The organism is Candidatus Allofournierella merdipullorum (assembly GCF_048426865.1).
GTDB lineage: Bacteria > Bacillota > Clostridia > Oscillospirales > Ruminococcaceae > Allofournierella_A > Allofournierella_A merdipullorum.
The window spans coordinates 1-26,481 of record NZ_DBFNWJ010000016.1 but is presented as its reverse complement, the minus strand read 5'-3'; the positions used below and the strand labels follow the sequence as shown (position 1 = coordinate 26,481).

At 64.6% G+C, this 26,481-nt stretch carries 25 protein-coding genes; 12 read left to right on the top strand and 13 right to left on the bottom strand.

Translation table 11 applies throughout. The annotated features are described in order from the left end of the window. The first annotated feature begins 146 nt into the window (after positions 1-146). The 3 genes from ACMNAY_RS02920 to ACMNAY_RS02910 all read left to right on the top strand — a co-directional run bounded on the left by ACMNAY_RS02920 (position 147) and on the right by ACMNAY_RS02910 (position 2,884). Positions 147-533 (top strand): DUF3783 domain-containing protein, encoded by a 387-nt coding sequence (locus ACMNAY_RS02920; RefSeq protein ID WP_394975220.1) that lies wholly within the window; start codon positions 147-149, stop codon positions 531-533. Positions 534-676: 143 nt separating this feature from the next. Next, a complete protein-coding gene (locus ACMNAY_RS02915; protein WP_418718326.1) occupies positions 677-1,663 on the top strand; it encodes a hypothetical protein in 987 nt (328 codons plus the stop codon). A gap of 105 nt (positions 1,664-1,768) precedes the next feature. Continuing rightward, positions 1,769-2,884 carry an FAD:protein FMN transferase gene (locus tag ACMNAY_RS02910; RefSeq protein ID WP_418718325.1) on the top strand — a complete coding sequence of 372 codons (1,116 nt, stop codon included), beginning with the start codon at positions 1,769-1,771 and terminating at the stop codon, positions 2,882-2,884. 86 nt (positions 2,885-2,970) lie between these two features. Here ACMNAY_RS02910 and ACMNAY_RS02905 read toward each other — a convergent pair whose 3' ends face one another. The 6 genes from ACMNAY_RS02905 to ACMNAY_RS02880 all read right to left on the bottom strand — a co-directional run bounded on the left by ACMNAY_RS02905 (position 2,971) and on the right by ACMNAY_RS02880 (position 8,858). Next, positions 2,971-3,777 (bottom strand): ABC transporter ATP-binding protein, encoded by an 807-nt coding sequence (locus tag ACMNAY_RS02905; protein ID WP_418718324.1) that lies wholly within the window; start codon positions 3,775-3,777, stop codon positions 2,971-2,973. A 1-nt stretch (position 3,778) separates the two neighbouring features. Continuing rightward, on the bottom strand, positions 3,779-4,684 hold the full coding sequence (locus ACMNAY_RS02900; protein ID WP_394975212.1) for an ABC transporter permease: 906 nt from the start codon (positions 4,682-4,684) through the stop codon (positions 3,779-3,781). A gap of 70 nt (positions 4,685-4,754) precedes the next feature. Continuing rightward, positions 4,755-5,789, bottom strand: coding sequence for an ABC transporter substrate-binding protein (locus ACMNAY_RS02895; RefSeq protein WP_418718323.1), 1,035 nt, complete (start codon positions 5,787-5,789; stop codon positions 4,755-4,757). A 489-nt stretch (positions 5,790-6,278) separates the two neighbouring features. Further along, positions 6,279-6,833 carry a Fe-S-containing hydro-lyase gene (locus tag ACMNAY_RS02890; protein ID WP_418718322.1) on the bottom strand — a complete coding sequence of 185 codons (555 nt, stop codon included), beginning with the start codon at positions 6,831-6,833 and terminating at the stop codon, positions 6,279-6,281. Between the two features lie 13 nt (positions 6,834-6,846). Further along, on the bottom strand, positions 6,847-7,686 hold the full coding sequence (locus ACMNAY_RS02885) for a fumarate hydratase (RefSeq protein WP_394968746.1): 840 nt from the start codon (positions 7,684-7,686) through the stop codon (positions 6,847-6,849). Next, a complete protein-coding gene (locus tag ACMNAY_RS02880) occupies positions 7,683-8,858 on the bottom strand; it encodes an NAD(P)-dependent malic enzyme (RefSeq protein ID WP_418718321.1) in 1,176 nt (391 codons plus the stop codon). Before ACMNAY_RS02880 ends, ACMNAY_RS02885 begins: the two co-directional genes overlap by 4 nt. Before the next feature lie 222 nt (positions 8,859-9,080). On the opposite strand from ACMNAY_RS02880, the gene ACMNAY_RS02875 reads away from it, so the two are divergent. Next, a complete protein-coding gene (locus ACMNAY_RS02875; protein ID WP_394975204.1) occupies positions 9,081-10,235 on the top strand; it encodes an FKBP-type peptidyl-prolyl cis-trans isomerase in 1,155 nt (384 codons plus the stop codon). Between the two features lie 58 nt (positions 10,236-10,293). Here the strand turns inward: ACMNAY_RS02875 and ACMNAY_RS02870 are convergent, their stop codons facing one another. The 7 genes from ACMNAY_RS02870 to aroF all read right to left on the bottom strand — a co-directional run bounded on the left by ACMNAY_RS02870 (position 10,294) and on the right by aroF (position 18,698). After that, entirely contained in the window at positions 10,294-11,310 is a 1,017-nt protein-coding gene (locus tag ACMNAY_RS02870) for a PepSY domain-containing protein (protein ID WP_418718320.1), read from the bottom strand. A gap of 137 nt (positions 11,311-11,447) precedes the next feature. Beyond that, positions 11,448-13,085 carry a SulP family inorganic anion transporter gene (locus ACMNAY_RS02865; protein WP_418718319.1) on the bottom strand — a complete coding sequence of 546 codons (1,638 nt, stop codon included), beginning with the start codon at positions 13,083-13,085 and terminating at the stop codon, positions 11,448-11,450. 160 nt (positions 13,086-13,245) lie between these two features. Continuing rightward, entirely contained in the window at positions 13,246-14,592 is a 1,347-nt protein-coding gene (locus ACMNAY_RS02860) for an ATP-binding protein (protein WP_418718318.1), read from the bottom strand. Continuing rightward, on the bottom strand, positions 14,589-15,284 hold the full coding sequence (locus ACMNAY_RS02855) for a response regulator transcription factor (RefSeq protein ID WP_418718317.1): 696 nt from the start codon (positions 15,282-15,284) through the stop codon (positions 14,589-14,591). The genes ACMNAY_RS02860 and ACMNAY_RS02855 overlap by 4 nt, the downstream gene beginning before the upstream one ends. Positions 15,285-15,355: 71 nt before the next feature. Next, positions 15,356-16,279 carry a homoserine O-acetyltransferase MetA gene (gene metA / locus ACMNAY_RS02850; RefSeq protein ID WP_418718316.1) on the bottom strand — a complete coding sequence of 308 codons (924 nt, stop codon included), beginning with the start codon at positions 16,277-16,279 and terminating at the stop codon, positions 15,356-15,358. Between the two features lie 29 nt (positions 16,280-16,308). Then, positions 16,309-17,589 carry an O-acetylhomoserine aminocarboxypropyltransferase/cysteine synthase family protein gene (locus tag ACMNAY_RS02845; RefSeq protein WP_394968760.1) on the bottom strand — a complete coding sequence of 427 codons (1,281 nt, stop codon included), beginning with the start codon at positions 17,587-17,589 and terminating at the stop codon, positions 16,309-16,311. Between the two features lie 95 nt (positions 17,590-17,684). Next, positions 17,685-18,698, bottom strand: a complete 1,014-nt coding sequence (aroF, locus tag ACMNAY_RS02840) for a 3-deoxy-7-phosphoheptulonate synthase (protein ID WP_418718315.1) — start codon at positions 18,696-18,698, stop codon at positions 17,685-17,687. A 344-nt stretch (positions 18,699-19,042) separates the two neighbouring features. On the opposite strand from aroF, the gene ybaK reads away from it, so the two are divergent. The 8 genes from ybaK to ACMNAY_RS02800 all read left to right on the top strand — a co-directional run bounded on the left by ybaK (position 19,043) and on the right by ACMNAY_RS02800 (position 26,258). Then, a complete protein-coding gene (ybaK, locus tag ACMNAY_RS02835) occupies positions 19,043-19,528 on the top strand; it encodes a Cys-tRNA(Pro) deacylase (RefSeq protein WP_394975190.1) in 486 nt (161 codons plus the stop codon). A 367-nt stretch (positions 19,529-19,895) separates the two neighbouring features. Continuing rightward, positions 19,896-20,402 carry a 5-(carboxyamino)imidazole ribonucleotide mutase gene (gene purE / locus ACMNAY_RS02830; RefSeq protein WP_418718314.1) on the top strand — a complete coding sequence of 169 codons (507 nt, stop codon included), beginning with the start codon at positions 19,896-19,898 and terminating at the stop codon, positions 20,400-20,402. 45 nt (positions 20,403-20,447) lie between these two features. Then, a complete protein-coding gene (gene purC, locus ACMNAY_RS02825; RefSeq protein WP_394975184.1) occupies positions 20,448-21,155 on the top strand; it encodes a phosphoribosylaminoimidazolesuccinocarboxamide synthase in 708 nt (235 codons plus the stop codon). Positions 21,156-21,200: 45 nt separating this feature from the next. Further along, positions 21,201-22,640: an amidophosphoribosyltransferase gene (gene purF, locus ACMNAY_RS02820; RefSeq protein WP_418718313.1), complete on the top strand. Its 1,440-nt coding sequence runs from the start codon at positions 21,201-21,203 to the stop codon at positions 22,638-22,640. A 17-nt stretch (positions 22,641-22,657) separates the two neighbouring features. Beyond that, positions 22,658-23,698: a phosphoribosylformylglycinamidine cyclo-ligase gene (gene purM, locus ACMNAY_RS02815; RefSeq protein ID WP_418718312.1), complete on the top strand. Its 1,041-nt coding sequence runs from the start codon at positions 22,658-22,660 to the stop codon at positions 23,696-23,698. Next, entirely contained in the window at positions 23,692-24,291 is a 600-nt protein-coding gene (purN, locus tag ACMNAY_RS02810; RefSeq protein WP_418718311.1) for a phosphoribosylglycinamide formyltransferase, read from the top strand. Before purM ends, purN begins: the two co-directional genes overlap by 7 nt. A 43-nt stretch (positions 24,292-24,334) precedes the next feature. After that, the gene (locus ACMNAY_RS02805; protein ID WP_418718310.1) at positions 24,335-25,072 is read left to right on the top strand and encodes an IMP cyclohydrolase; all 738 of its coding nucleotides are present in this window, start codon (positions 24,335-24,337) and stop codon (positions 25,070-25,072) included. A 13-nt stretch (positions 25,073-25,085) separates the two neighbouring features. Beyond that, positions 25,086-26,258 carry a phosphoribosylaminoimidazolecarboxamide formyltransferase gene (locus ACMNAY_RS02800; protein ID WP_418718309.1) on the top strand — a complete coding sequence of 391 codons (1,173 nt, stop codon included), beginning with the start codon at positions 25,086-25,088 and terminating at the stop codon, positions 26,256-26,258. Positions 26,259-26,481: the final 223 nt, after the last annotated feature.

Here is a 26,481-nt window from a genome sequence, read left to right as displayed (position 1 = left end):
TGTATTCCCGGCACTGCGGAATGTCAAGGGCTTTCACAAAAAATTTATAAACGCCGGCCGGCTTTCGTTGCCTCCGGGCGGCGGATGGGGTATAATCCCTTTATATTATTATATAATAAGGGGCGCGCAGCCCCGGGAGGTCCACTATGAAAGCACACATTGCCACGCTGCCCCCGCCCACGGCCCTTGCCTGGAACGTGACCGCGCCGGGGCTGGAAACCGTCTGCGCCGCCGCGGGGGTGCGCCTGCGCACCGTGGAGCCCGGGGAGCTGGGCCGGACGGTGGGCGAACTGTGCGGTTTGCCGGGCGCGCCGAAAGGCCGCGGAGAGGGCGCGGCGGAGGATGTGCCGGCGCTGGTGCTCTGGGGGCTGGACCGCAAGGCGCTGGACGGCTTTCTCGACCGGCTGTGCCAGGCGCAGGTGAGCATCCCGCTGAAGGCTGTGGTCACCGACACCAACCGCTCCTGGACGTTTGACAGCCTGCTGAAAGAGCTGGCGGCGGAGCGCAGGGAAGTGGAACAGCGGCAAAAATGAGAAAAGTTTTGCACGATTGGAACCATTCTGTCATCTTTTACCCACCAATTGACATTGACAAACATCTGACGCACAGGTATAATAGGGGTGCTGCCCAAAAGGGCATGGATGTATATGTTCGTTTTTGAGAGGAGTAAGACAACATGAAAAAAGTTTTGGCTTTGGTCATGGTCCTGGCTCTGGCTCTGAGCTTCACCGCTTGCGGCGGCTCTGGCAAGAAGGTCAAGACCGGTATCGCCATCGTTTCCAGCCTCAGCGGCACCAACGCTTCTGCCGATGAGACCGGTCTGGCTCAGGTCGACAGCACTGTCGCCGCCGTGACCGTGGACGAGAGCGGCAAGATCGTTTCCTGCAAGATCGACGTGGCTCAGAACAAGGTGCCCGTGAACGCTGACGGCAGCTTCGACACCTCCCTGACCTTCAAGTCCAAGCAGGAGCTGGGCACCGACTACGGCATGACCCCCGCCAGCCCCATCGGCAAGGAGTGGAACGAGCAGGCTGACGCCTTCGCTGCTTACGTTGTTGGCAAGACCGCTGCTGAGGTCGAGGCCATCGGCGTGACCGGCGAGCACAATGCTCCCGACGTGGCCGACCTGGCTGCTTCCTGCACCATGAACGTTGTTGACATCAAGGCCGCCATCGTTGAGGCTTGCAACAACGCTCAGGATCTGGGCGCTTCCGCCGACGACACCCTGGGCCTGGGCCTGTCCACCGGGATGAGCTCTTCCAAGCTGCCCACCGCTGACGAGGCCGGCCTGGTTCAGACCGACACCACCTACGCCGCTGTCACCTACGACAAGGACGGCAAGATCACCAGCACCCTGCTGAACTGCACCCAGGCCAAGTTCGACGTCACCACCGAGGGCGCCGTGACTCCCAAGAGCGAGACCATCGTTCCCAAGATGGAGCAGGGCGACGACTACGGCATGCGTGGCGCCAGCCCCATCGGCAAGGAGTGGAACGAGCAGGCCAACGCCTTCGCTGCTTACCTGACCGGCAAGACCGCTTCTGAGGTCAGCGCCATCGGCGTGACCGGCGAGCACAGCGCTCCCGACGTGGCCGACCTGGCTGCTTCCTGCACCATGAACGTGGTGGGCTTCATCGACGCGGTGGGCCGCGCCATGGCCTGATCGACGACCAACGTCTGAGATCGAGATAGAACCCCGGGGCTGGGCCGCAAGGCCCGGCCCCTTTTTTCCATTCGGCGGCGGAGCCGCTTTGCAAAAGGAGACGCCATGGGCAAACGTGTTGTGAGTTTTGTGCTGAGCCTCGCTGTGTGCGCCGGGCTGCTGAGCGGCTGCGGCGGCGGGGCGGCCTCTTCCTCCGCGCCTCAGGATCCGGAACTGGCCGGGTACGAGCGCTACACCGTGAGCTGGTTCGACGTGTTCGACACCGTGACCACCGTGATCGGCTATGCCGAGAGCGAGGAGGAGTGGAACCGCCAGATGGAGGCCCTCCACGCTGATCTGGTGGAGTACCATCAGCTGTATGATATCTACTATTCCTATTCCGGCGTGACCAACCTGCGGGACGTGAACGAGCGGGCGGGCCAGGAGCCGGTGACGGTGGACGCGCGCATCATGGGGCTTCTCACCGAAGCCAAGACCATGCACGAGACCACCGGCGGCAAGATGAACGTGGCCTTCGGCACCGTGCTCAAGATCTGGCACGACTACCGGGAAACGGCGATGGACGACCCTTCCAAGGCCGCGGTGCCCTCCATGGAGGAGCTGGAGGCTGCCGCCCGGCATTGCGACATGAACGACCTCATTCTGGACGAAGAGGCCTCCACCGTGTATTTTGCCGACCCGGAGATGCAGCTGGATGTGGGCAGCGTGGGCAAGGGCTATGCCGTGGAGATGGTGGCCCGGGCCGCCGAAGAGCGGGGACTCAAGAGCGCCCTCATCAGCGTGGGCGGCAACCTGCGCAGCATCGGCCACAAGCCGGACTACTCCCGTTGGACCGGCGGCATCCAGAACCCCTGGACTACTACCGCGGATATTGTGCCCTCCGAGAGCGGCGGTTATGTGGCGGTGGTGGAGGTGGAGGATATGTCGCTGGTCACCAGCGGCAACTACCAGCGCTACTACGAGCTGGACGGCGTGCGCTACCACCACCTCATCGACCCGGACACCCTCATGCCCGCCAACTACTATTCGGCGGTGAGCGTTCTCGCGCCGGACTCCGGCCTTGCCGACTGCCTGTCCACCGGCCTTTACTGCATGCCGCTGGAGGAAGGACAGGCCCTGGTGGAGAGCCTGGAGAACGTGGAGGCCATGTGGATGATGAACGAGGAGGACGAAGTCGTCTATTCCAGCGGCTTTGAGACCCATCTGAAGCAGATCTCCTGAATCCTTTTATGCATAAGAGAAGGCCCCCGGCCCGCGCGTTCAGCGCGGCCGGGGGCCTTTTGGTTTTGGATAAGCGCCGGGGCGGTTCACTCCACGGTGGAAAGCAGGATGCGGTCGCTTTCCATGGCGCGGCCGGCGTTTTTGCTGAAGGCGGCCAGCAGGTCCTCCACCGTCATCTTCGCCCGCTCCTCACCCTTCACGTCCAGCACGATGCGGCCGTCGTCCATCATCAGCGTGCGGTTGCCCAGCGCCAGCGCGCTGTGCATGTTGTGGGTGATCATCAGGCAGGTGAGCTTCCGCTCGGCCACGATGGAGGTGGTCAGCGCCAGCACCTTCTCGGCGGTGGCCGGGTCCAGGGCGGCGGTGTGTTCGTCCAGAAGCAGCAGCTTCGGGGTCACCAGCGTGGCCATCAAAAGGGTCAGCGCCTGCCGCTGGCCGCCGCTGAGCAGGCCCACCGGCTGCTTCATCCGGTCCTCAAGGCCCAGACCGAGCTGAGCCAGCCGCTCGCGGAAAAGCGCCCGTTCTCTGGCGGAGATGCGGGAAAAGCCCGAGCCGACCCGGGAGGCCCGCAGATAGGCCAGAGCCAGATTTTCCTCAATGGTCATGCGGGGAGCGGTGCCCCGCAGAGGATCCTGGAACAGACGGCCGATCTCGCGGCTGCGGCGGAAATCTTTTTCAAAGGTGATGTCCCGCCCGTCCAGCTCGATGCGGCCGGTGTCGGTGAAGAAGTTGCCGGCGATGGCATTGAACAGGGTGGATTTGCCCGCGCCGTTGGAACCAACGATGGCGGCAAAATCGCCTGCCTCCAGATGCAGGTCGATGCCCCGCAGCGCCTTTTTTTCATTCAGCGTGCCGGGGTTGAAGGTCTTGGTGATGTTGGTCAGAGTGAGCATTTCAGCGCGCCTCCTTTCCCTTGGCGGCCAGTTTGCGCCGGGTCAGTTTGACCCAGCCGGTAAGGGCGGGCCAGCTGATGGCCACCGCCACGATGGCGGCGCTGATGAGCTTGAGGTTGGAGGGGTTGGCGCTGGTGCGCAAAGCGAACACCATCAGCACACGGTAGACGATGGAACCGATGACCGCTGCGGCCACCCCGCGCCACACGCCGCCCCGGCGGGTGAACATCTCGCCGATGATGAGGCTGGCCAGGCCGATGACCACCACACCGGTGCCCAGGCTCATGCTGCTGGACATCTGGTACTGGGCCAGAACGCCGCCGGAGAGGGCGGTGCAGCCGTTGGCGATGCACAGGCCCACGGTGATGGTGAAGGCCGGGTCGATGGAGGAGGCGGAAACCATGTCACGGTTGTCGCCGGTGGCCCGGATGGACAGGCCGATCTGGGTCTTGAGGAAGAGGGCCATGGCCGCGGCGGCGGCCAGCGTGATGGCGGCGCAGACGATGAGCTTGCTCCAGTCGCTGCCCAGCAGGGCCGCCGCCCGGGTGAACACCGTGTCCGCCTTGAGCAGAGGCAGGTCCGCCCGGTTGCCCATGGTCCACAGGTTGATGGTGTAAAGGCCGGTCATGGTGATGATGCCCGCAAGAATGGCCTGCACCTTCATGCGGGTGTGGAGGAAGGCGGTGACGAAGCCCGCCCCGCAGCCGGCAAAGAAGGCCAGCACAAGGCCCAGCACCGGCTTGCCCGCGGCGGAAAAAACGGCGGATACGGCGCTGCCCAGCACAAAGGTGCCGTCGGTGGTGAGGTCGGCGATGTCCAGCACCCGGTAGGAAAGGTACAGCGCCAGCGCCACCAGCGCGTAGATGAAGCCCTGCTCCACCGCGCTCTCTAAAAGCATTGCGGTCATGAAAAACGCTCCTTACAAAACAAAGTCAGTGCCCCGGCGCGGGTGAGCCGCGCCGGGGGCGAAAAACGATTTACTCCACGGCGATGTAGCCTTCGCCGGTCAGGTCAAAGATCTCCGGGTCGATGCCGAGAGCCGCGGCGGTGGTGGTGTTCACGGTGGTGATGCCGTCGTTCAGCACCTGCACCGGGGTGGTGGCGGGGTCGGCCCCGTTCAGCACGTCCGCTGCCATCTGGGCGGTCAGCTCGCCGAGTTTCGTGTAGTTCACGCCGGTGGTGGCAAGGCCGCCGTCCCGCACCAGACTGTCCGCGGCGGTGTACACCGGCACGCCCGCCTCAATGGCGGTGGAGGCCAGCACGGCCATGCCGTCGGCCACGGTGTTGTCGATGGGCACAAAGATGGCCTCGGCGCCCTGGGCCAGCAGGTTCTGCACCGCCAGCTGCACTTCGCCGGCGTTGGTCACGGTGCTCTCCACCGCGGCGATGCCCGTTTCCTCCAGCACCGGCTTCATGTTGCCGATGGTGGTCACGCTGTTGGGCTCGCCCAGATTGTAGATGAGGCCCAGAGTCTTGAGGTCGGGGTCGGCGGCCAGGGCCAAATCCAGGATCTTATTGGTGTCGATGTAGTCGCTGGTGCCGGTCATGTTCTGGCCGGGGGCGTCCATGCTGTCCGCCAGCTGAGCGCCCACCGGGTCGGTCACGGCGCTGTAGACCAGGGGAATGTCGGTGCCCTGCACCGCGGCGGCCGCGGCAGTGGCAGCGGGGGTGGCGATGGGGATGATGAGGTCCACGCCCTCGGAGACGAACAGCTTGCAGATGTCATTCAGGGTGGCGGTGTCCGCCTGGCCGTTCTGCACCTCAAACTCGATGGCCGGGCCGCCGGCGGCGACGCTGGCTTCGGAAAGGGCGGTCAGCTCGCTCTGGATGGCGGTGCAAATTTCGTCCAGACTGGAGTGGCTGGTGTACTGCACGATGCCCACCTTAAAGCTCTCGCCGTCGGCGCTGCCGGAGGCGGAAGCCGGGGTGGAAGCGGGGGCGGAGCCGCAGGCAGCCAGCGACAGGGCCAGAGCGGCGGCGGTGAAAGCGGCAAACAGACGATTCTTTTTCATGGTATGTACCTCATTTCTTTTGTGGTCAAAGGGTGGATGGCGGTCAGCTGAAAGGACGCCATCGGCGCCATCGTGTGGAGAAACGGTTGCGGGGTTTGAGTTTTGCCATGTCCGGCGCCTCCCTTCGAAAAAGAAATAAAAAAAGACCTGTCCTTGCATTGCTACAAGGACAGGTCTTTGAAAAAACCTGCGGTGCCACCTTGTTTGCCCGGCCATAAAAGGCGGGCCACTCGTGAGGGCGCCAACACGCCCTGCGCCCTGTAACGGGAGCCTCCCGGCGCAGCTACTGAGGGGGATGCCCCGTTCACCTTGCTCTCGGCGGTCCATTTGTCTGCCCCGCTTTCCGCCCGTTTCCAGCCTCCGGGCTCTCTGTAGGCGCGCTGTGCAGTTTTATCTCCGCCTCATTGATTTATTGACATTAAACCACAGCCGGCGTCATTTGTCAAGCATAAAATTTTTACCAGTTTAAAGCGGGAAAGTGAAGGGCCGTTACCGCGCGGCCAGATAGGCCGCCGGGCCGCTTTCGTAAAGATCGCCGCCCATGGGGTCCAGCACCACGGTGAGAGGCATGTCCTCCACCACCAGCCGCCGCACCGCCTCGCAGCCCAGATCCGGCCAGGCGATTACCTCCAGCTCCTTCACGCAGGCGGCCATCAGCGCGCCCGCGCCGCCCAGCGCCGCCAGGTACACGCCGCCCTCTTGTTTCAGGGCCTCTTTCACGGCCTTGTCCCGGGCGCCTTTGCCGATCATCACCCGCTGGCCCAGCCGTATGAGCCGGGGGGAGTAGGGGTCCATCCGGCCGCTGGTGGTGGGGCCCGCCGAGCCGATGACCCGGCCGGGCTGTTCCGGCGTGGGGCCCACGTAGTAGACCGCACTGCCCTCCAGGGGGAAGGGGAGAGCCTCGCCCTTGTCCAAACACTCCATCATTCGTTTGTGGGCCGCGTCCCGGGCGGTGTAAACGACGCCCGAGAGCAGCACCGTGTCTCCCGCCCGCAGGGCAGCCAGCGCCTCGCGGGTGCAGGGAGTGGTCAGTCTGTGTTCCATCTTTGCACCCCTCTCACAGTTCCGCGCTGGCCCGCCGTGTGGCGTGGCAGCTCACGTTCACCGCCACCGGCAGCCCTGCCACGTGGGTGGGGGCCGTCTCGATGGCAAGGCCCAGGGCGGTGGTCTTGCCGCCGAAGCCCTGGGGCCCGATGCCCAGTTCGTTCACCGCCGCCAGCAGCTTTTTCTCCAAAGCGGCGTAGTATTCGTCCGGGTTGGGTTTGTCCAGCGGGCGCAGCAGCGCCTGCTTTGCCAGCAGGGCCACCCCGTCAAAGCTGCCGCCGATGCCAACGCCCAGCACCATGGGCGGGCAGGGGTTCGGGCCCGCCAGCCGCACCGTTTCCAGCACGAAGCGCTCCACCCCTTCCACCCCGTCGGCGGGGCGCAGCATGGCAAGGCGGCTCATGTTTTCGCTGCCGAAGCCCTTGGGGGCCACCGTCAGCCGCAGCTTGTCGCCGGGCACAAGGCGCAGGTGCAGCGCGGCGGGGGTATTGTCGCCGGTGTTGACCCGGCGCAGCGGGTCGCCCACGATGCTCTTGCGCAGGTACCCGTCTCCGTAGCCCCGGCGCACACCCTCGTTCACCGCGGCCTCAAAATCGCCGTCGATGTGCACCTCCTGGCCCACTTCCGCAAAGACCACGGCCATGCCGGTGTCCTGGCAGATGGGCAGGGCGCAGGCGTTTGCCATTTCCAGATTTTGTTCCAGAAGGCCCAGGGTGTGCTTTGCCAGCGGCCAGGGCTCGGCGGCCCGGGCGGCGGCAAGGGCCGCCGCTACATCCGCAGGCAGATGGGCGTTGGCCTCGATGCACAGGGCGGCCACCGCTTCGGTGACGGCTGCGGCTTTGATCTCTCTCACAGCCGGGCCACCCCGCTTTCCCGGGCGGCGGCGGCCACCGCGTCAGCCACCGCACCGGCCACCCGCTCGTCAAAGGCGCCGGGGATGATGTAGTCCTCGTTCAGCTCGTCGACGCCGATGAGGCCGGCGATGGCCTTCGCCGCCGCCACCTTCATCGCGTCGTTGATGCACTTCGCCCGCACCGACAGCGCGCCCTTGAACACGCCGGGGAAGGCCAGCACGTTGTTGATCTGGTTGGCAAAGTCGCTGCGGCCGGTGCCCATCACCCGCACGCCGGCGGCCTTGGCCTCGTCGGGCAGAATTTCCGGGGTGGGGTTGGCCATGGCGAACACCACCGCGTCCTTGGCCATGCTCGCGGCCATTTCCTGTTTCAGCGCCCCGGGCACCGACACACCGATGAACACGTCCGCGTCCTTCACCGCCTCCGCAAGGCCGCCGGTGAGATGGCGGGGGTTGGTCACGGTGGCAAGCGAGGCCTTGTGGTCGGCCAGGCCCGCCGGCCGGCCCTCCACCAGGATGCCGTGCTCGTCCACGGCGGTCACGTCGGTGGCGCCCGCAGCCAGCAGCATCTTGATGATGGCGGTACCCGCCGCGCCGGGGCCGTTCAGCACGATGCGCACGCTTTCCAGCTGTTTGCCCACCAGCTTCAGGGCGTTCAACAGCGCCGCCGTCACCACGATGGCGGTGCCGTGCTGGTCGTCGTGGAACACGGGGATGTCCAGCTTTTCCTGCAGAATGCGTTCAATTTCAAAGCACTCGGGGCTGCGGATGTCCTCCAGATTCACGCCGCCAAAACCGGGGGCGATGAGCTCCACCGCCCGCACCACCTCGGCGGGGTCCTTCGTGTCCAGGCAGATGGGGAAGGCGTCCACCCCGGCGAAGGCCTTGAACAGCAGCGCCTTGCCCTCCATCACCGGCAGGCCCGCCTTGGGGCCGATGTCCCCCAGGCCCAGCACCGCCGTGCCGTTGGTCACCACCGCCACCAGATTGCCCTTGCCGGTGTAGTCATAGACTGCGTCCGGGTCCTGGGCGATGCGCCGGCAGGGCTCCGCCACGCCGGGAGTGTAGGCCAGGGAAAGGTCGTCCCGGGTTTTCACCGGCACCTTGCCCACCACTTCCAGTTTGCCTTTGTGCGCGGCGTGCAGCGCCAGCGATTCCTTGTTGTAATCCATGTTGTGCCCCTCTTTCCCGTTTTTTTCAATTATAGCGCATTCCCCGGCCCGAGCCAAACAAAAACAGGTATAACCCGGAATGAAATTTACAAAAGGTATAAAAATAGATACAAATTTGTGAATTTATGGCGGCAGCCCTCGACGGTTTGACAAGGCGTGATATAATAAAAACCGATACTGCGCGGTGCTTCGGGCCGCGAAATTACAGGAGGGAATACCACCTTGAAAAGCAAGATGATCCGCCTGGGCGCTGCTGCCCTGGCGCTTACCATGACCGCCGCGCTGGCGGGCTGCGGCACGGCCGGCAGCAACTCCGCCTCCGGCTCTTCTTCCACTTCCGGCTCTTCCGCCTCTCAGGACGTGCCCGAGATGGTGGAGATCGACTACAGCAAGTACATTGACGAGAACGGCTTCTGGAAGGACATCCACGCGCTGGACTACGTCACCCTGCCCGAGTACAAGGGCGTGGAGATCCCCTCTGAGGAGATCGAGCCCACCGAGGAGGAGCTGCAGAGCAACCGCGAGAGCCTGCTGAGTCAGTGGGCCTACTACGATGAGATCACCGACCGCGCGGTGGAGGACGGCGACACCGTGAACATCGACTATGTGGGCAGCGTGGACGGCGTGGAGTTCACCGGCGGCAACACCAATGGCGCCGGCACCACCGTGACCATCGGCGTGACCAGCTACATCGACGATTTCCTGGAGCAGCTCATCGGCCACAAGCCCGGCGAGACCTTTGACGTGAACGTGACCTTCCCCGAGGACTACAACGACTCCACCGACGCCGACGGCAACACCATCGTGCTGGCGGGCAAGGACGCCGTGTTCACCACCACCATCAACTACATCCAGGGCGACACGCTGAACTACCCTGAGATGGACGACGCCTTCGTGGCGGAGAACCTGCAGGCCACCTACGGCTGGACCACCGCCGCCGAGGCGGAGGAGGGCATCGCCGAGGCCATCCGCAACACCAAGAAGTACAACTATATGCTGGACTACCTGTCTGAGAACAGCGAGATCACCGAGGTGCCCGCCTCTATCTCTGAGAACATGCGGGAGGCCCAGCTGGCGGCCATCAACAACCAGGCGGCCAGCTACGGCCTGTCTGTGGATATGCTGATGATGCTGTCCGGCTACGGCAGCGAGGCCGACTACCTGGCCATGCTGGACGAGCAGCTGCCCGAGGCGGCCAAGTTCAGCCTGATCCGTCAGGCCATCGCCGAGCAGGAGGGCATGACCGTGGAGGAAGCCGAGCTGAAAGAGATGCTGGGCGACAACTACGACAGCTATGTGGAGACCTACGGCCTGAACTACATCAAGCAGGACGTGATGATCGGCAAAGTGGACCAGCTGCTGCTGGACGAGAACTGAGCATCAACAAAAAAGAGCGCCGGGCGGCAACGCCCGGCGCTCTTTTTCTGTGTGGTTGTCAGTGCAGCGGTTCGGCCTCCCAGCTGCGGATGGCGCCGCTGTAGCCGTCGATCTCAAACTCGTACTCCATGCCGCCGTAGACGATCTTGCCCTCGTACTCCACGCGACCGTCGTCCCGGTCGGTCTCAAACTCCCGGATGTCCGAAGCAGCGGCGCCGGGCACCTGAGCCAGCGCCAGAGCCTTGGCGTCCTCGGCGCTGATGGTGCCGGAGGCGGCGGGCGGGGCGTAGCTTTCGGCGTCGTAGTCGTAGCTCACCACGTCGCCGGTGGCCGCGTCGATCTCGTAGTCGTATTCTTTATAGTCGGCGGTGTAGAACTCCACGTCGTAGACAAGGCGGCCGTCGTCCCGGTCCAGCTCGGCCTTCACAAAGGTCACGTCGGCGGCGGCAAGGCCCGCGTGGGCCAGCGCCTTGGCCTTGGCGTCCTCAGCGGTGAGGGAGGCGGCGGAAGCGGCGCCGGACTGGTTGCCGGAGGCAGCGGGCGGAGCGTAGTGCTCCACGTCGTAGTCAAAGTTCACCACATCGCCGGTGGCCGCGTCGATCTCGTAATCGTATTCCTTGTTGTCAGCGGTGTAGAACTCCACGTCGTAAACAAGGCGGCCGTCGTCCCGGTCCAGTTCGGCTTTGATGAAGGTCACGTCGGCGGCGGCAAGGCCCGCGTGGGCCAGCGCCTTGGCCTTGGCGTCCTCGGCGGTGATGGAGGCGCCGGAAGCGGAGGAAGCGCTCTGGCTCAGGGGCGCGGTCTCGGACTGGATGACCACGCCGGAAAGCGCGTCCACCTGGCTTTCGTAGCGGCTGTCGCCGGAGGTGAAGGAAACGACGTAGTATTCCACGCCGTCCCGGCGGGTAAGTTCGATTCCGGTGAAGGTCACCGCGTCGGCGGAAAGCCCCGCTCCGGAAAGGGCGGCGGCCCGGGCGGCTTCGTCGCCGATGTAGGCCAGCTGGCCGGCGTTGGCGCAGGCGGTGAAAAGGGCGATGGTGAGAGCGGCAAGGGCCGCAGCGATCAATTTTTTCATCAGGGGATTCTCCTTCCTGTTTTGTTCTGATGCCAGTATAGGCCCCCAACATGAAACGAACATGAAATTTGAGAGGAATTCTCAAAAATTTTTTCAAAGAAAACGGGGGCGGCTCAAAAGCCGCCCCGTTGAATGTTTCAGACCGCCGCGCCCTGCTGTTCCAGCAGCGCGAAGATGGCCTGGTCCGCGCTCCAGAAAAAGGCCTCCTCGCCCACCAGCTCGGTGATACCTGCCCGGTCGAAGTAAACGCGCACCTCCGGCGCAACGCCGCAGAAGGCCACGCCGCAGCCCCGCTCTTTGAGCTTTGCGCACAGTTCCATCATCGCCTGCGCGCCGGACACGTCCATGGTGGGCATGCCCCGCAGCGAGAAGATGACCTGGTCGTAGGCCGGCATCTGTTCCATCAGACGATTGAACTCGTCCACCGCGCCGAAGAACAGCGAGCCGGTCACATAGGCCACGCCTGCGTTGGGCATCGCAGCCGCCGGCTCGCCGGGCAGCCGGGAGGCGTCGATGTGGGAAAAGCTCACGTTGATGTGGCTGGCCTTGGCGATGTAGAGAATGGCCGAATAGACGATGCCCACCAGAATGGCCACCGTCAGGTCCGCCACAACGGTGGCGACCATGGTGATGAAGAACTGGCTGATGCCGGACTTGAAGCGGTGGCCCAGCAGGTAGCGGATGCCCTCCCAGTCGTTCATGCGCCAGGCGGTGACCATCAGCACGCCGGCCAGCGCCGCCAGGGGCAGCCGGGCCATCACCCCGCCTAAGAGGAACATGGAGGCCAGCAGGAACACCGCATGGAACACGCTGGTCAGACGGGTCTGCTGGCCGCTCTTCACCGCCACGCTGGTGCGGGCGATGGCGGCGGTGGCGGGCACGCCGCCCAAGAGAGGCAGCACCATGTTGCCCGCGCCCTGGGCGATGAGTTCCTGATCCGCGTTGAACTTTTCGCCCTTCATCCGGCTGGCGGAAGCGCCGCAGAGCAGGCTCTCGATCATGGCCAGGGCGGCGATGGTCACGATGGGGGAGACAAGGCCGCTGAGCATGGAGAGGTCAAGTTTCATCAGGTCCAGCCGGTCCTCCAGCAGCAGGGTGCGGGGGATGTCGCCCACCAGCGCCAGCTCATCAAAGCCGGCGACGGTGGCCACCACGGTGGCCAGCACGATGCCCACCAGCGAGCCGGGCACCCGTGCGCCCCACTTTTTGGGCCACAGCACCATCACCGCCACCACCAGCGCGCCGATGAGCACCGACTGCCACTGGGGCCGGAAACCCAGCCGGGCGTAGGAGGCCAGCTTTTCCAGATTGGAAGCCCCTTCGGACACAGTGCCGAAGAAGTTGTCCACCTGGCCCAGGGCGATGACCAGCGCGATGCCGGAGGTGAAGCCCATGATGACCGGCATGGGGATGAAGCTGATGAGCTTGCCCAGCCGCAGCACGCCGGCGGCCAGCAGCAGTGCGCCGGCGGCAAAGCAGGCCAGGAACACGCCCTGCAGGCCGTAGCGGGCCACGATGCCCACCAGCACGGCGCTCATGGCGCCGGTGGGGCCGGACACCTGGTAGGATGCGCCGCCCAGCAGGGCGATGACCACGCCGGCCACGATGGCGGTGACAAGGCCGGAGGCGGCGGAGGCCCCGCTGGACACGCCGAAGGCCAGCGCCAGCGGCAGCGCCACGGCGCACACCGTGAGGCCGGCCATCACGTCGCCGCCCAGGCGGGCGGCGTTGTAGCCCTTGAACTCAGCCCGAAGGCTGCTCCAAAACTGTTTCATGTTTGCTCCCTCATTTTCTCAAAGCGATGGCTGCGCCGGGCCAAAAACCGCAAGCGGCCCGGGCGCAGCCCTTCCAGTGTACCACCGGGGTAGCCGCTTGGCAAGGCGGAAAAACAAAAAAAGACGGGAAACCGCCGGTTTCCCGTCCTGTAATGTGATTTTACGCCAGCGGCAGGTGGAGGGTGAAGGCGCTGGGCGCGCCCTCGGCGCTCTCCAGCGTCATGCGCCCGCCGTGAAGCTGGGCGATGCGCTGCACCAGCGAGAGGCCCAGCCCCACGCCCTGCTGCTCGTCGCCCCGGGCGGCGTCCACCTGGTAGAACCGCCGCCAGATTTTCTCCTGCTGGTCGGCGGGGATGCCCGGGCCCTCGTCGGCCACGGTGAGCAGCCCTTCGCCGTTTTCGGCGCGCACCTCCACCGTCACCGTGCCGCCGGGCAGACCGTATTTGAAAGCGTTGTCCGCAAGGTTCGCGATCAGCCGCCCCAGCAGCGCCTCGTCCCCCTTCACCGTCACCCCCTCGGCCAGCGCAAGGCGCAGCCGGGCGGGGTCGCAGCCCTGCTCTTCCAGCGTCTTGCGGGCCAGCTGACCCAGGTCCAGCGGCACGGCGCGCAGGGGCTCGGTGCCCTGGTCCAGCCGGGTGAGGGCCAGCAGCTGGCCGATGAGGGCCGTCATCTTGTCCGCCTGGCGGCGGATCATGCCCAGCGTCTCCCGGCGTTCCTCGTCGGTCTCGTCAAAGGCCTCGGCGTACTCGCAGGCGCTCTTGATGACCGCCACCGGGGTGCGCAGTTCGTGGGACGCGTCGGCGGTGAAGCGGCGCTCCGCCTCAAAGCTGCGCTGCAGCCGTTCGAGAAGGGCGTCGAAGTTTTCCGCCAGTTTGGTCAGCTCCCGCCCGCCGGGCACCGGCCCGATGCGCACCGAGAGGTCTTTGCCCTCGCCGATGGAGGCCGCCGCGGCGTTCACCGTGTCCAGCCCCCGCAGCGAGCGGCGCAGGATGAAATAGCAGCCCAGCGCCCCCGCCAGCACAAAGAGGGGCAGGGCCACCGCCGCGGCCAGCAGCAGGTTGCGGGCGGCGGCCGCCGTGTCCGGCACCTCCATCAGCCCCCGCAGCCACACGCCGTCCTCCCAGCCGTGGGCTACCCACAGGTCCAGCAGATACCAGTCCCCGCCGGCGGCCTCCACCGTGCGCACCGTGCCGTTCTCAAAGGAGACGGCGCCGGAAAAGCCCACCGGCAGCTGCCCCGCCAACAGGGCTTCGGCCTTGCTGTAGACAAGACACGTCACGCCCCCGCGGGAGAAGGCAAAACCCTCGGCGGTGGCGAGTTTGCCGTCGTCCCCAAGGCTTACAAAGGCGGCGTTGGCCCGCACCGTGTCCGCCAGCTGCTGGCGGGCGGTGCGCTGCACCACCGAATTGCTCATGCTGAAGGCAAAGAGCAGCATCAGCGAAAAAAGCGCCACCACCAGCAGGGTGATGAGCAGGGCGATGCGCGTTTTGATGGAAGAAGGCTTCACAGCGCGCCTCCTTCCTTGGGCGGGCGCAGCACCCAGCCGGAGCCCCGCACCGTGTGCAGCAGGCGCTGCTCGTCGGGCACGTCCGCGTCAATCTTCTTACGCAGGCGGCTCATGTAGCCGTCGATGTTGTTGGAGCTGCCCGCCTTTTCGTAGTTCCAGATGCGGTCCTCCAGCTGTTCCCGGCTGAGCACCGCGCCGGGGTTGCGCATCAGGTGTTCCAGAATGGTGTATTCCTTGGGCAGCAGGGGGATATCCCGCCCGGCCCGGGATGCGGTGCGGCCCCGGGTGTCCAGCACAAGATCGCCCACCGTCAGCGTGTCGGTTCGGCTGCCCGCGTGCTTGCGGGTCATGGCCCGGATGCGGGCCAGCAGCTCTTCAAAGGCGAAGGGCTTCACCAGATAGTCGTCCGCCCCGAGATCCAGCCCCTCCACCCGGTCGGCGATGGAGTCCCGGGCGGTGAGGAACAGCACCGGCAGGTCGCTGCCCTCGGCCCGCAGCTTTGCCAGGAGCTGGTGGCCGTCCAGTTTGGGCATCATCACGTCCAGCACCATGGCGTCGTATTCCGCCCCGGCCAGATAGTCCAGCGCCTCTTCGCCGTCATAGCAGCCGTCCACGCTGTAGCCCGCCTTGGTGAGGGCTTTGACGATGAGCCGGTTCATGTCCCGGGTGTCCTCCACCACGAGGATGCGCATGAGACCACTCCTTTCCTTTATAAAAAAGCGCGCCGGGCAGGCCGGTGAGGGCCCCCGGCGCGCGCGTCAGGTCACAGGGTGTCCAGCTCGCCCAGGTCGTAGGGGGTGTTCTGGTACACATAATAGTTCAGCCAGTTGGTGTAGAGCAGGAAGGCGTGGGCCCGCCAGCGGTAGACCGGCTCTTTGGATGGGTCGTCGCCGGGGTAGTAGTGCTTGGGCGGGGCGATGGGCAGGCCTTTGGCCACGTCCCGGCGGTACTCCGCGTCCAGCGTCAGCCGCTCATACTCCGGATGTCCGGTGACGAAAATTTGCCGGCCGCTGTCGGTGCTCATCAGGTAGATGCCCGCCTCGTCGCTCTCCGCCAGCACCCGCAGGGCCTCGCAGGCTTTCACCTGCTCCTCGTCCACGCCGGTGTGGCGGGAGTGGGGCGCCCAGAACTCCTCGTCGAAGCCACGCACCAACGGATTCGAGGGCCGGGTGACCCGGTGGGGGAAGATGCCGAACAACTTTTCGGGCAGAGGGCGCTTCTCGATGCCGAAGTGGTGGTAGAGCGCCGCCTGGGCCCCCCAGCAGACATGGAGGGTGGAGTAGACATTGGTGCGGGTGAAGTCCATGATCTCGCACAGCTCCTGCCAGTAGTCCACTTCCTCAAAGGGCATCTGCTCCACCGGCGCGCCGGTGATGATCATGCCATCGAACCGCTCATTGCGAATTTCGTCAAAGGTCTTGTAAAAGGCCTCCATGTGGCCGCCGGGCACATGGCTGGCGGCGTGGCTGGCGGTGTGCAGCAGGGTCAGCTGCACCTGCAGCGGGCTGTTGGCCAACAGGCGCGCCAGCTGGGTCTCGGTGGCGATTTTGGTGGGCATCAGGTTCAGCGCCACGATGCGCAGCGGCCGGATGTGCTGGGTGCGGGCCCGGCGCTCGTGCATGACAAAGACGTTCTCGCTGCCCAGCACCCCGTAGGCGGGCAGTGTTTTGGGAATGATGAGGGGCACGCTGCCGCTCTCCTTTCAAATGGGAATGGTCAGGCCTGCTCCAGCGCCTGGGCGATGTCGGCGATGAGGTCGCGGCTGTCCTCGAGACCGCAGCTGAAGCGGACAAGATCGGGGCTCACGCCGGCGGCTGCCAGCTCCTCGTCGTTCATCTGGCGGTGGGTGGCGCTGGCGGGATGCAAGCAGCAGGTGCGGGCGTCGGCCACATGGGTCTCGATGGCCGCCAGCTTCAGATGCTTCATGAAGGTCTCGGCGGCCTTGCGCCCGCCCTTCACGCCGAAGCTCACCACGCCGCAGCCGCCGTTGGGCAGATACTTCTGCGCCAGAGCGTAGTGCTTGTCGTCGGGCAGGCCGGAGTAGCTCACCCAGGCCACCTTCGGGTGGTCATGGAGGAATTCCGCCACGGCCTGGGCGTTCTCGCAGTGGCGCTTCATGCGCACGTGCAGGCTCTCAAGGCCCAGGTTCAAAAGGTAGGCGCTCTGGGGGCTCTGCACGCTGCCAAAGTCACGCATCAGCTGAGCGGTGGCCTTGGTGATGTAGGCGCCGGCAAGGCCGAAACGCTCGGTGTACACCACGCCGTGGTAGCTCTCGTCGGGGGTGCACAGACCGGGGAACTTGTCGGGGTACTTGGTCCAGTCGAAGCGGCCGCTGTCCACGATGGCGCCGCCCACCGCCGAGCCGTGGCCGTCCATGTACTTGGTGGTGGAGTGGGTCACGATGTCCGCGCCCCACTCGAAGGGCCGGCAGTTCACCGGGGTGGCGAAGGTGTTGTCGATGATGAGGGGCACGCCGTGGGCGTGGGCGGCCTTGGCGAACTTTTCAATGTCCAGCACGGTGAGGGCGGGGTTGGCGATGGTCTCGCCGAACACGGCCTTGGTGTTGGGGCGGAAGGCGGCGTTCAGCTCTTCCTCGGTGCAGTCCGGGTCCACGAAGGTGAACTCGATGCCCATCCGCTTCATGGTCACGGCAAAGAGGTTGTAGGTGCCGCCGTAGATGGTGCTGCTGCTCACCACGTGGTCGCCGCAGCCGGCGATGTTGAACACGGAATAGAAGCTGGCGGCCTGGCCGGAGCTGGTGAGCATGGCGGCGGTGCCGCCCTCCAGCGCGCAGATCTTGGCGGCCACCGTGTCGCAGGTGGGGTTCTGCAGCCGGCTGTAGAAGTAGCCGCTGGCCTCCAGGTCGAACAGTTTGCCCATGTCCTCGCTGGTGGCGTATTTAAAGGTGGTGCTCTGAATGATGGGCACCTGGCGGGGCTCGCCGTTGCCCGGCGTGTAGCCGCCCTGTACGCAGATGCTGTTGAGATGCAGATCCATTTTAAAACCCTCCCCATATAGGTTCCGCCCGGCGGGCGGAAAAAAACACGTTACTTTATTATTTTAGCCTATCTGTGCCGGCGTTGCAAGGCGATTCAGTCCAGCGTCTTGCCCATCAGGCTCACCAGCGGGCGCAGCTTGTCCATCAAAGCGGAGAACTGCGCCGGCGTCAGGCTCTGGGCCCCGTCGCACAGAGCGTGGGCGGGGTCGTTGTGCACTTCCACCATCAGACCGTCCGCCCCGGCGGCCACCGCGGCGGCCGCCAGCGGCTCCACCATCCAGGCGATGCCCGCCGCGTGGCTGGGGTCGATGACCACCGGCAGGTGGGTCATCTTTTTCAGCATGGGCACGGCGCTGATGTCCAGCGTGTTGCGCATGCTGGTCTCAAAGGTACGGATGCCCCGCTCGCACAGAATGACCTGGTCGTTGCCCTCGGCCATGATGTACTCGGCGCTCATCACCAGCTCCTCCAGCGTGGCGGAAAGTCCCCGTTTGAGCAGCACCGGCCGCCCGCTGCGGCCCACGGCCTTGAGCAGCTCGAAGTTCTGCATGTTCCGCGCGCCGATCTGGATGAGGTCCACGTCGGCGAAGAGGGGCAGATGCTCGTTGTTCATGATCTCGGTCACGATGGGCATGCCGGTCTTTGCCCGGGCGTGGCGCAGCAGCTCCAGCCCTTCCGCCCGCATGCCCTGGAAGGAGTAGGGAGAGGTGCGGGGCTTGAAGGCGCCGCCCCGCAGAAGTTTGGCCCCCGCCGCCTGCACCGAGGCGGCCACCGTCTCGATCTGGCTTTCGCTCTCCACGCTGCAGGGCCCGGCGATGACCGCGAAGTGCCCGCCGCCCACCTTCACACCGCTCACGTCCACCACCGTGTCCTCCGGGTGGAACTTGCGGTTGGCCTTTTTGTAGGGCTCGCTCACCCGGCGCACGTCCTCCACCACCGGGCTGGCCCGCAGCCAGCTCTCGGCGATGGATTTGGTGTCGCCCACAAGGCCCAGAATGTGGGTCTCCGCGCCCTGGCTCTCGTGGATGGAAAGCCCCCGGCCCTCCAGCTCTTTGCAAAGGTCCTTTACCGCCGCCTGGTCGGCGTTCTGCTTCAGAATGATGATCATTTGGAAAAACCCCCTTGTTTGTCAAAACAAAAAACCGGGAAGCCTGCTGCCGCAGACTTCCCGGTGGTTTTGTGCGTTGGAACGCGCCCCTCGGCGCCCTTACACTCCCGGCTGACCGCAGCAAACAAGACCTTTCCCCATCATGAAGGAAAAGCCGTAATAATACATGCCGGCGGTGAACAGAGTGGTCATGGCGCACCTCGCGCGTTCGAAAGATTTGTGCAAAGCATAGCACGCCCCGCACGCTTTGTCAAGAAAAAGCGCCCCCCCTTGCATCCCGTGCTACAATAAAAGAAAAAAGCGCCCGGCTCAATGGCCGCGGCGGCAAAAAGGGGAAAGAAACAATGGCGCAGCCCAAGACCAACGCCATGCGCATGCTGGACAAGGCGAAGGTGAATTATACGTTCCACGAGTACGACCATTCCGACGGGGCCATCGACGGCGTGGCCGTGGCGGCAAAGCTGGGGCAGGACCCGGCGCGGGTGTTCAAAACACTGGTGACCCAGGGGGCCAGCCGGGCCTTTTATGTGTTCGTCATCCCGGTGGCGGAAGAACTGGACCTGAAAGCCGCCGCCCGGGCGGTGGGGGAGAAGAGCGTGGCCATGCTCCATGTGGCCGACCTGCTCAAGACCACCGGCTATATCCGGGGCGGGTGCAGCCCGGTGGGCATGAAAAAGGCCTTCGTTACCACCGTGGACGCCTCCGCCGAGGACAAGGAGACCATCATGGTCAGCGCCGGGCGCATCGGGGCCCAGGTGGAGCTCGCCCCCGCCGATCTGCTGGCCGTCACCGGCGCAAAATACGCCGCCATCACCGCCGGGAAAGTATGACTACCAAGCGATTTGATTGGTAATCGTGCCAAAAAAGCGCGGGGAAAACAATGCGCCCGAAGCAAATGTTCTGAAAATGTTTTCGGGGGTGCGAAACTGGTTGCATTTTGCCGCCGCACCCTTTAAACTGAAAGGGTAGAAAGCACGCCCGCGCGCCGCACTTTTGCGGCGGTGGGCAAGATTTTTTTGCAGGAGGTGCGCGGCATGGGACGTTGTTTCTTCGGGCGGCCCGGTTCCCGTGGCGGGGCGAAGTGCCGCATCCGCAAGCAGCGGGGAAAGAGCACCCCTATCACAAAGTAAACCAAAGGCCGTGGTGTAAGTGCGCACCACGCCTTTTCTTTTTTTAAAACAGGGAGGTCGAACAAAGGTGACACAGACGAAAAAAGTGGCCGTTTTGATGGGCAGCGACAGTGACTGGCCGGTGGTGAAAGCCGCCTGCGCCGAGCTGAAACGGCTGGACATCCCCTTCGAGGCCCACATCCTCAGCGCCCACCGCACCCCCGCCGAGGCGGCGGAATTCTCTAAAACTGCCCGGGACAAGGGCTTTGGCGTCATCCTGTGCGCGGCGGGTATGGCCGCCCATCTGGCCGGCGCCGTTGCCGCCAACACCACCCTGCCGGTGGTGGGCATTCCCATGAAGGGCGGCGCTGTGGACGGGCTGGACGCCCTGCTTGCCACCGTGCAGATGCCCAGCGGCATCCCCGTGGCCACCGTGGCGCTGAACGGCGCGAAGAACGCCGCCGTGCTGGCCGTCCAGATCCTGGCCGTCACCGACGAGCGCCTGGCCGCCCTGCTGGCCGCCGACCGCGCCGCCATGGCCGCCCAGATCGCCAAAAAGGAAGAAGCCCTGCAGGCCCAGCTTGCCGAGCTGTGATAAAAACCCATCACGAACTTTTACAATAAAAAGGAGAGTATAACGATGAAAAAGATGGAGCAGCTGTACGAAGGCAAAGCCAAGAAAGTGTTCGCCACCGACGACGCGAACCTGGTCATCGTGGATTATAAGGACGACGCCACCGCCGGCGACGGCGCCAAGAAGGGCACCATCCGGGGCAAGGGTGTTGTGAACAACCGCCTGTCCAACAACCTGATGAAGATGCTGGAGGAAAAGGGCGTTCCCACCCACTTCGTGGAGGAGCTCAGCGACCGTGAGACCCTGGTGAAGAAGGTTGAGATCGTGCCTCTGGAGGTCATCGTGCGCAACGTGGCCGCCGGCAGCTTCACCAAGCGCCTGGGCGTGCCAGAGGGCACCGTTCTCCAGTGCCCCACCCTGGAGTTCAGCTACAAGAACGACGATCTGCACGATCCCCTCATCAACCACTACCATGCCCTGGCTCTGGGCCTTGCCACCCAGGCCGAGATCGACACCATCAGCGAGTACGCCTTCAAGGTGAACAGCATCCTCAGCGAGTACCTGCTGGGCTTTGGCATCCGCCTCATCGACTTCAAGCTGGAGTTCGGCCGCCTTGCCGACGGCACCATCGTGCTGGCCGACGAGATCAGCCCCGACACCTGCCGCTTCTGGGACGCCACCACCGGCGCGCACCTGGACAAGGACCTGTTCCGCCGCGACCTGGGCGGTGAGGAAGAGGCGTATCAGGAGGTCATGGCCCGTCTTCTGGGCTGAGCTGCCCATCCGTCCGGCACGACTTAAGGCAAAGAAAGGGAAACTATGGAACAATTTGACGCAAAACTGCACGAGGAGTGCGGCGTGTTCGGCATCTACCGCCGGGACGAGAGTCAGGATGTGGTGGCCGCCACCTACTACGGCCTGTACGCCTTGCAGCACCGCGGCCAGGAGAGCTGCGGCATGGCGGTGAACGACGGCGGCGTGATCTACAAGCGCCGTGAACTGGGCCTTGTGAACGAGGTGTTCACCAAGGACGTGCTGGAGACCATGCCCCGGGGCCAGATGTGCATCGGCCACTGCCGCTATGCCACCACCGGCACCCCCCTGCGGTCCAACGCCCAGCCCTTCGTCATCCGCCATGTGAAGGGCCCCATGGCCCTGGCTCACAACGGCAACCTGACCAACTCCTACGAGCTGCGGCGGGCCATCGAGCTGGAGGGCGGCATCTTCCACTCCACCAGCGACACCGAGGTCATCGCCTATACCATCACCCGCCAGCGCCTTTCCAGCGGCAGCATCGAGGAAGCGGTGGAAAAGACCATGCCCATGCTGAAAGGCGCCTACAGCCTGGTCATCATGAGCCCCCGCAAGCTCATCGCCGCCCGCGATCCCAATGGCTTTAGGCCCCTGTGCATCGGCAAGCTGCACGGCAGCGACGTCATCGCCAGCGAGAGCTGTGCCATTGCCGCCGCCGGCGGCGAGTTCGTGCGGGACGTGGAGCCCGGCGAGATCATCGTCTTTGACGAGAACGGCATGCGCTCCATCCGCACCCACTGCGGCAAGCCCAGCAGCCTGTGCGTCTTTGAGTTCGTCTACATCGCCCGGCCCGACTCGGTGGTGGACGGCGCTTCCGTCCACCGTGCCCGCCGCCGCGCCGGCGCCATGCTGGCGCTGGAGCACCCCATCCAGGCGGATGTGGTCATCGGCGTGCCCGACTCCGGCCTGGACGCGGCTCTCGGCTATTCCCAGCAGAGCGGCATCCCCTACGGCATCGGATTTTTGAAGAACAAATACATCGGCCGCACCTTCATCCAGCCCGACCAGAAGCTGCGTGAGAACACCGTGCGCATCAAGCTGAACCCCATCGCCGACACGGTGCGGGGCAAGCGGGTGGTCCTGGTGGACGACTCCATCGTCCGCGGCACCACCAGCCGCCAGATCGTGCAGCTGCTGCGGGAGGCCGGCGCCACCCAGGTGCACTTCCTCTCCAGCGCGCCGGAGTTCCTCTATCCCTGCTACTTCGGCGTGGATGTGGACAGCCGCGAGAACCTCATCGCCGCCAACCACACCCTGGAGGAGATGCGGGAAATTCTGGGCGTGGACAGCCTGGGCTTCCTCAGCGTGGAGGGCGTGAAGAACATCGCCGAGGGCTGCAAGGTGGGCCTGTGCACCGGCTGCTTCACCGGCAAGTACCCCGCCGATACCCCCGCTGTGACCGAAAAGAGCAAATTTGAAAGCAAGATCCCCGAAGTGACTGAATGAACGCAAAGGAGCGCGCCATGGAAAAGAGTTATTCCGCCAGCTACGCCGCCGCCGGAGTGGACATCACCGCCGGCTACAAGGCGGTGGAACTGATGAAACAGCACGTTGCCCGCACCATGACCTCCGGCTGCATCGGCGGTCTGGGCGGCTTCGGCGGCCTGTTTGAGCTGGACTGCACCGATATGCCCCACCCCGTGCTGGTCTCTGGCACCGACGGCGTGGGCACCAAGCTGAAAATCGCCTTTTTGATGGACAAGCACGACACCGTGGGCATCGACTGCGTGGCCATGTGCGTCAACGACGTCATCTGCGCCGGCGCCAAGCCTCTGATTTTTCTGGACTACATCGCCTGCGGCAAAAACGTGCCGGAAAAAATTGCCCAGCTGGTGGCCGGCGTGGCCGAGGGCTGTGTGCAGGCCGGCTGCGCCCTGGTGGGCGGCGAGACTGCCGAGATGCCCGGTTTCTACCCCGAGGACGAATACGACCTGGCGGGCTTCACCGTGGGCGCTGTGGACAAGGGCAAACTTTTGGACAACAGCACCATGCAGGAGGGCGACGTCATCATCGCCCTGCCTTCCTCCGGCGTTCACTCCAACGGCTTCTCGCTGGTGCGCCGGGTCTTTGACCTGGAAAACCACCCCGAGGTGCTGAAAGAGTATCACGCCGACCTGGGCTGCACCCTGGGCGAGGCCCTGCTGGCCCCCACCAAGATTTACGTCAAGCCCGTGCTGGCGGTGATGGAGGAAGTCACCGTCAAGGGCGTGAGCCACATCACCGGCGGCGGCTTCTATGAGAACATCCCCCGCTGCCTCAAAAAAGGCTGCGCCGCCCGCATCGCCAAGAGCGACGTGCGCACCCCCGCCCTCTTCAAGCACATCCAGACCGCCGGCAATATCCCCGAGCGGGACATGTTCAACACCTTCAACATGGGCGTTGGCATGATCCTGGTGGTGGCCAAAGAGGACGCCGGCCGTGCCGTTGAGATCCTCGAAAAGAACGGCGAGGCCGCCTGGGTCCTGGGCGAAATCGTCGCCGGCGACGGGGTGGAGTTATGCTGAAGGTAGCGGTGCTGATAAGTGGCGGAGGCACCAACCTCCAGGCCCTGCTGGACAGCGAGGCCCGGGGCGAAAACCCCCACGGCAAAATCAGCCTGGTGGTGGCTTCGAAGCCCGGCGTCTACGCCCTCGAACGGGCCAAGAACGCCGGCGTGCCCGGCGTGGTGGTCCGCCGCAAGGACTACGCCACCGCCGAGGAATTCGACGCGGCCCTGCTGGGCACTTTGAAAGAAAACGGCATCGACGTGGTGGTGCTGGCGGGCTTCCTCTCCATTCTGGGGCCGAGCGTCATCGCCGCCTATCCCGAGCGCATTTTGAATGTGCACCCCAGCCTCATCCCCAGCTTCTGCGGCGAGGGGATGTACGGCCTCAAGGTGCACGAAGCGGCCCTGGCCAAAGGGGTCAAGGTCACCGGCGCCACCGTTCACTTTGTCAACGAAGTGTGCGACGGCGGGCGCATCATCGCCCAGAAGGCGGTGGAGGTGGCCGAGGGCGACACCCCCGAGACTTTGCAGCGGCGGGTGATGGAGCAGGCCGAATGGCTGCTGCTGCCCGCGGCGCTGGCCAAGGTGTGCGCTGATTACGACAAAGGCTGAACCCGCGCCCCGGCGCGCGAGAACACAAAGGGAGAATGAGGAAATGGAACTGCTGAACCTGTACGAACAGCTGAAGACCAACGCCTACCCCGGCCGGGGCATCGTTCTGGGCCTTGCCCCCAGCGGCAAAAAGGCGCTCATCGCCTACTTCATCATGGGCCGCAGCGCCAACAGCCGCAACCGGGTGTTCGACCCGGTGGAGGCCATCGGCGGCATCCGCACCCTGGCGGCCGACCCGGCAAAGCTCCAGGACCCCAGCCTCATCATCTATAACCCGGTGCGCACGGTGGGGGAGAATACCCACATCGTGACCAACGGCGACCAGACCGACACGGTGTATGACTTCATGGCCAGGGGCGAGAGCTTCGAGGCGGCCCTGCGCACCCGCACCTTCGAGCCGGACGGCCCCAACTGGACCCCCCGCATCAGCGGCGTGGTGGAGCTGGCCGAAGGCGCCTGCAGCTACAAGCTGTCCATTTTGAAGAGCGCCGACGGCAACGGCGAAAGCTGCCGGCGGTACTTCTTCGAGTATCCCCAGCCGGTGGCCGGCGAAGGCCACTTCCTCCACACCTACAAGTGCGACGGCAGCCCCATCCCCAGCTTTGAGGGCGAGCCGGAGCGGGTGGCCCTGCCGGAAGAGGCGGAGGAGCTGGCGGCAAAGATGTGGGAGTCTTTGAACGAGGACAACAAGGTCAGCCTGTTCGTGCGGGCCATCGACCTTGCCACCGGTGAGACGGAAGATGTCATCATCAACAAGTACGACGCAGTCTGCGAAGAATAAGGGGGAACGAAGGATGAAGGAACTGGAACTGAAATACGGCTGCAACCCCAACCAGAAACCCGCCCGCATCTACATGGAAGAGGGCGAGCTGCCGGTCACCGTTCTCAACGGCAAGCCCGGCTACATCAACTTTCTGGACGCGCTGAACTCCTGGCAGCTGGTGAAGGAGCTGAAAGAGGCCACCGGCCTGCCCGCCGCCGCCTCCTTTAAGCACGTCTCCCCGGCGGGTGCGGCTCTGGGCCTGCCTCTGGATGACACCCTCAAAAAAATGTACTTCTGCGAGGGGCTGGAGCTTTCCCCCCTGGCCTGCGCCTACGCCCGGGCCCGCGGCGCCGACCGCATGAGCAGCTTCGGCGACTGGATCGCCCTCTCCGACGAGTGTGACGAGTCCACCGCCAAGGTCATCCAGCACGAGGTGTCCGACGGCATCATCGCCCCCGGCTACACCCCCGCCGCGCTGGAGATTCTGAAATCCAAGCGCAAGGGCAATTACAACATCGTGCAAATTGACGCTTCCTATGTGCCCGCCGCCATCGAGCACAAGCAGGTGTTCGGCATCACCTTCGAGCAGGGCCGCAACGACCTGCGCATCGGCGAGGACATGCTGGAAAATCTCGTCACCGAGAACAAGACCCTCACGCCCGAGCAGAAGCGGGATTTGGTTCTCTGCCTCATCACCCTCAAGTACACCCAGTCCAACTCCGTGTGCTATGCTCAGGGCGGGCAGGTCATCGGCGTGGGCGCGGGCCAGCAGAGCCGCATCCACTGCACCCGTCTGGCGGGCAACAAGGCGGATATCTGGCAGCTGCGCCACCATCCCAAGGTGCTGGCTCTGCCCTTTAGGGATGATGTCTCCCGCCCCAACCGGGACAACGCCATCGACGTTTACATCTCCGACGAGTATGAGGACGTCATCGGCGAGGACGTGTGGGCCGAGACCTTCACCGAGCGGCCCGAGCCCTTCACCGCCGCCGAGAAGAAGGAATGGCTGGCGCAGGTGAGCGGCGTGTGCCTGGGCAGCGACGCCTTCTTCCCCTTCGGCGACAACATCGAGCGGGCCCGCCGCAGCGGCGTTGTGGCCATCGTGGAGCCCGGCGGCTCCATCCGTGACCAGCAGGTCATCGACACCTGCAACAAATACGGCATCGCCATGGCCTTCTGCGGCCTGCGGCTGTTCCATCACTAAAAGGCAACACCGCACAATTCACGGCGGAGCGCCTCAGGCGGCGTATCGCGCCAAAATTTTCCGTGGGATTTTCCCAAAATGCTCGTCAAGCCACCAAGGCTTGCCTGCGCTTTTGGGTTCATCCCGCAAAAAATTTTCCGGCGCGCTCCACCACCTGAAATTATGTGGTATCGCCTTTACAGATTATAAACGTCCGGCTTGTAGCGGTCCAGATTGTTTTTCA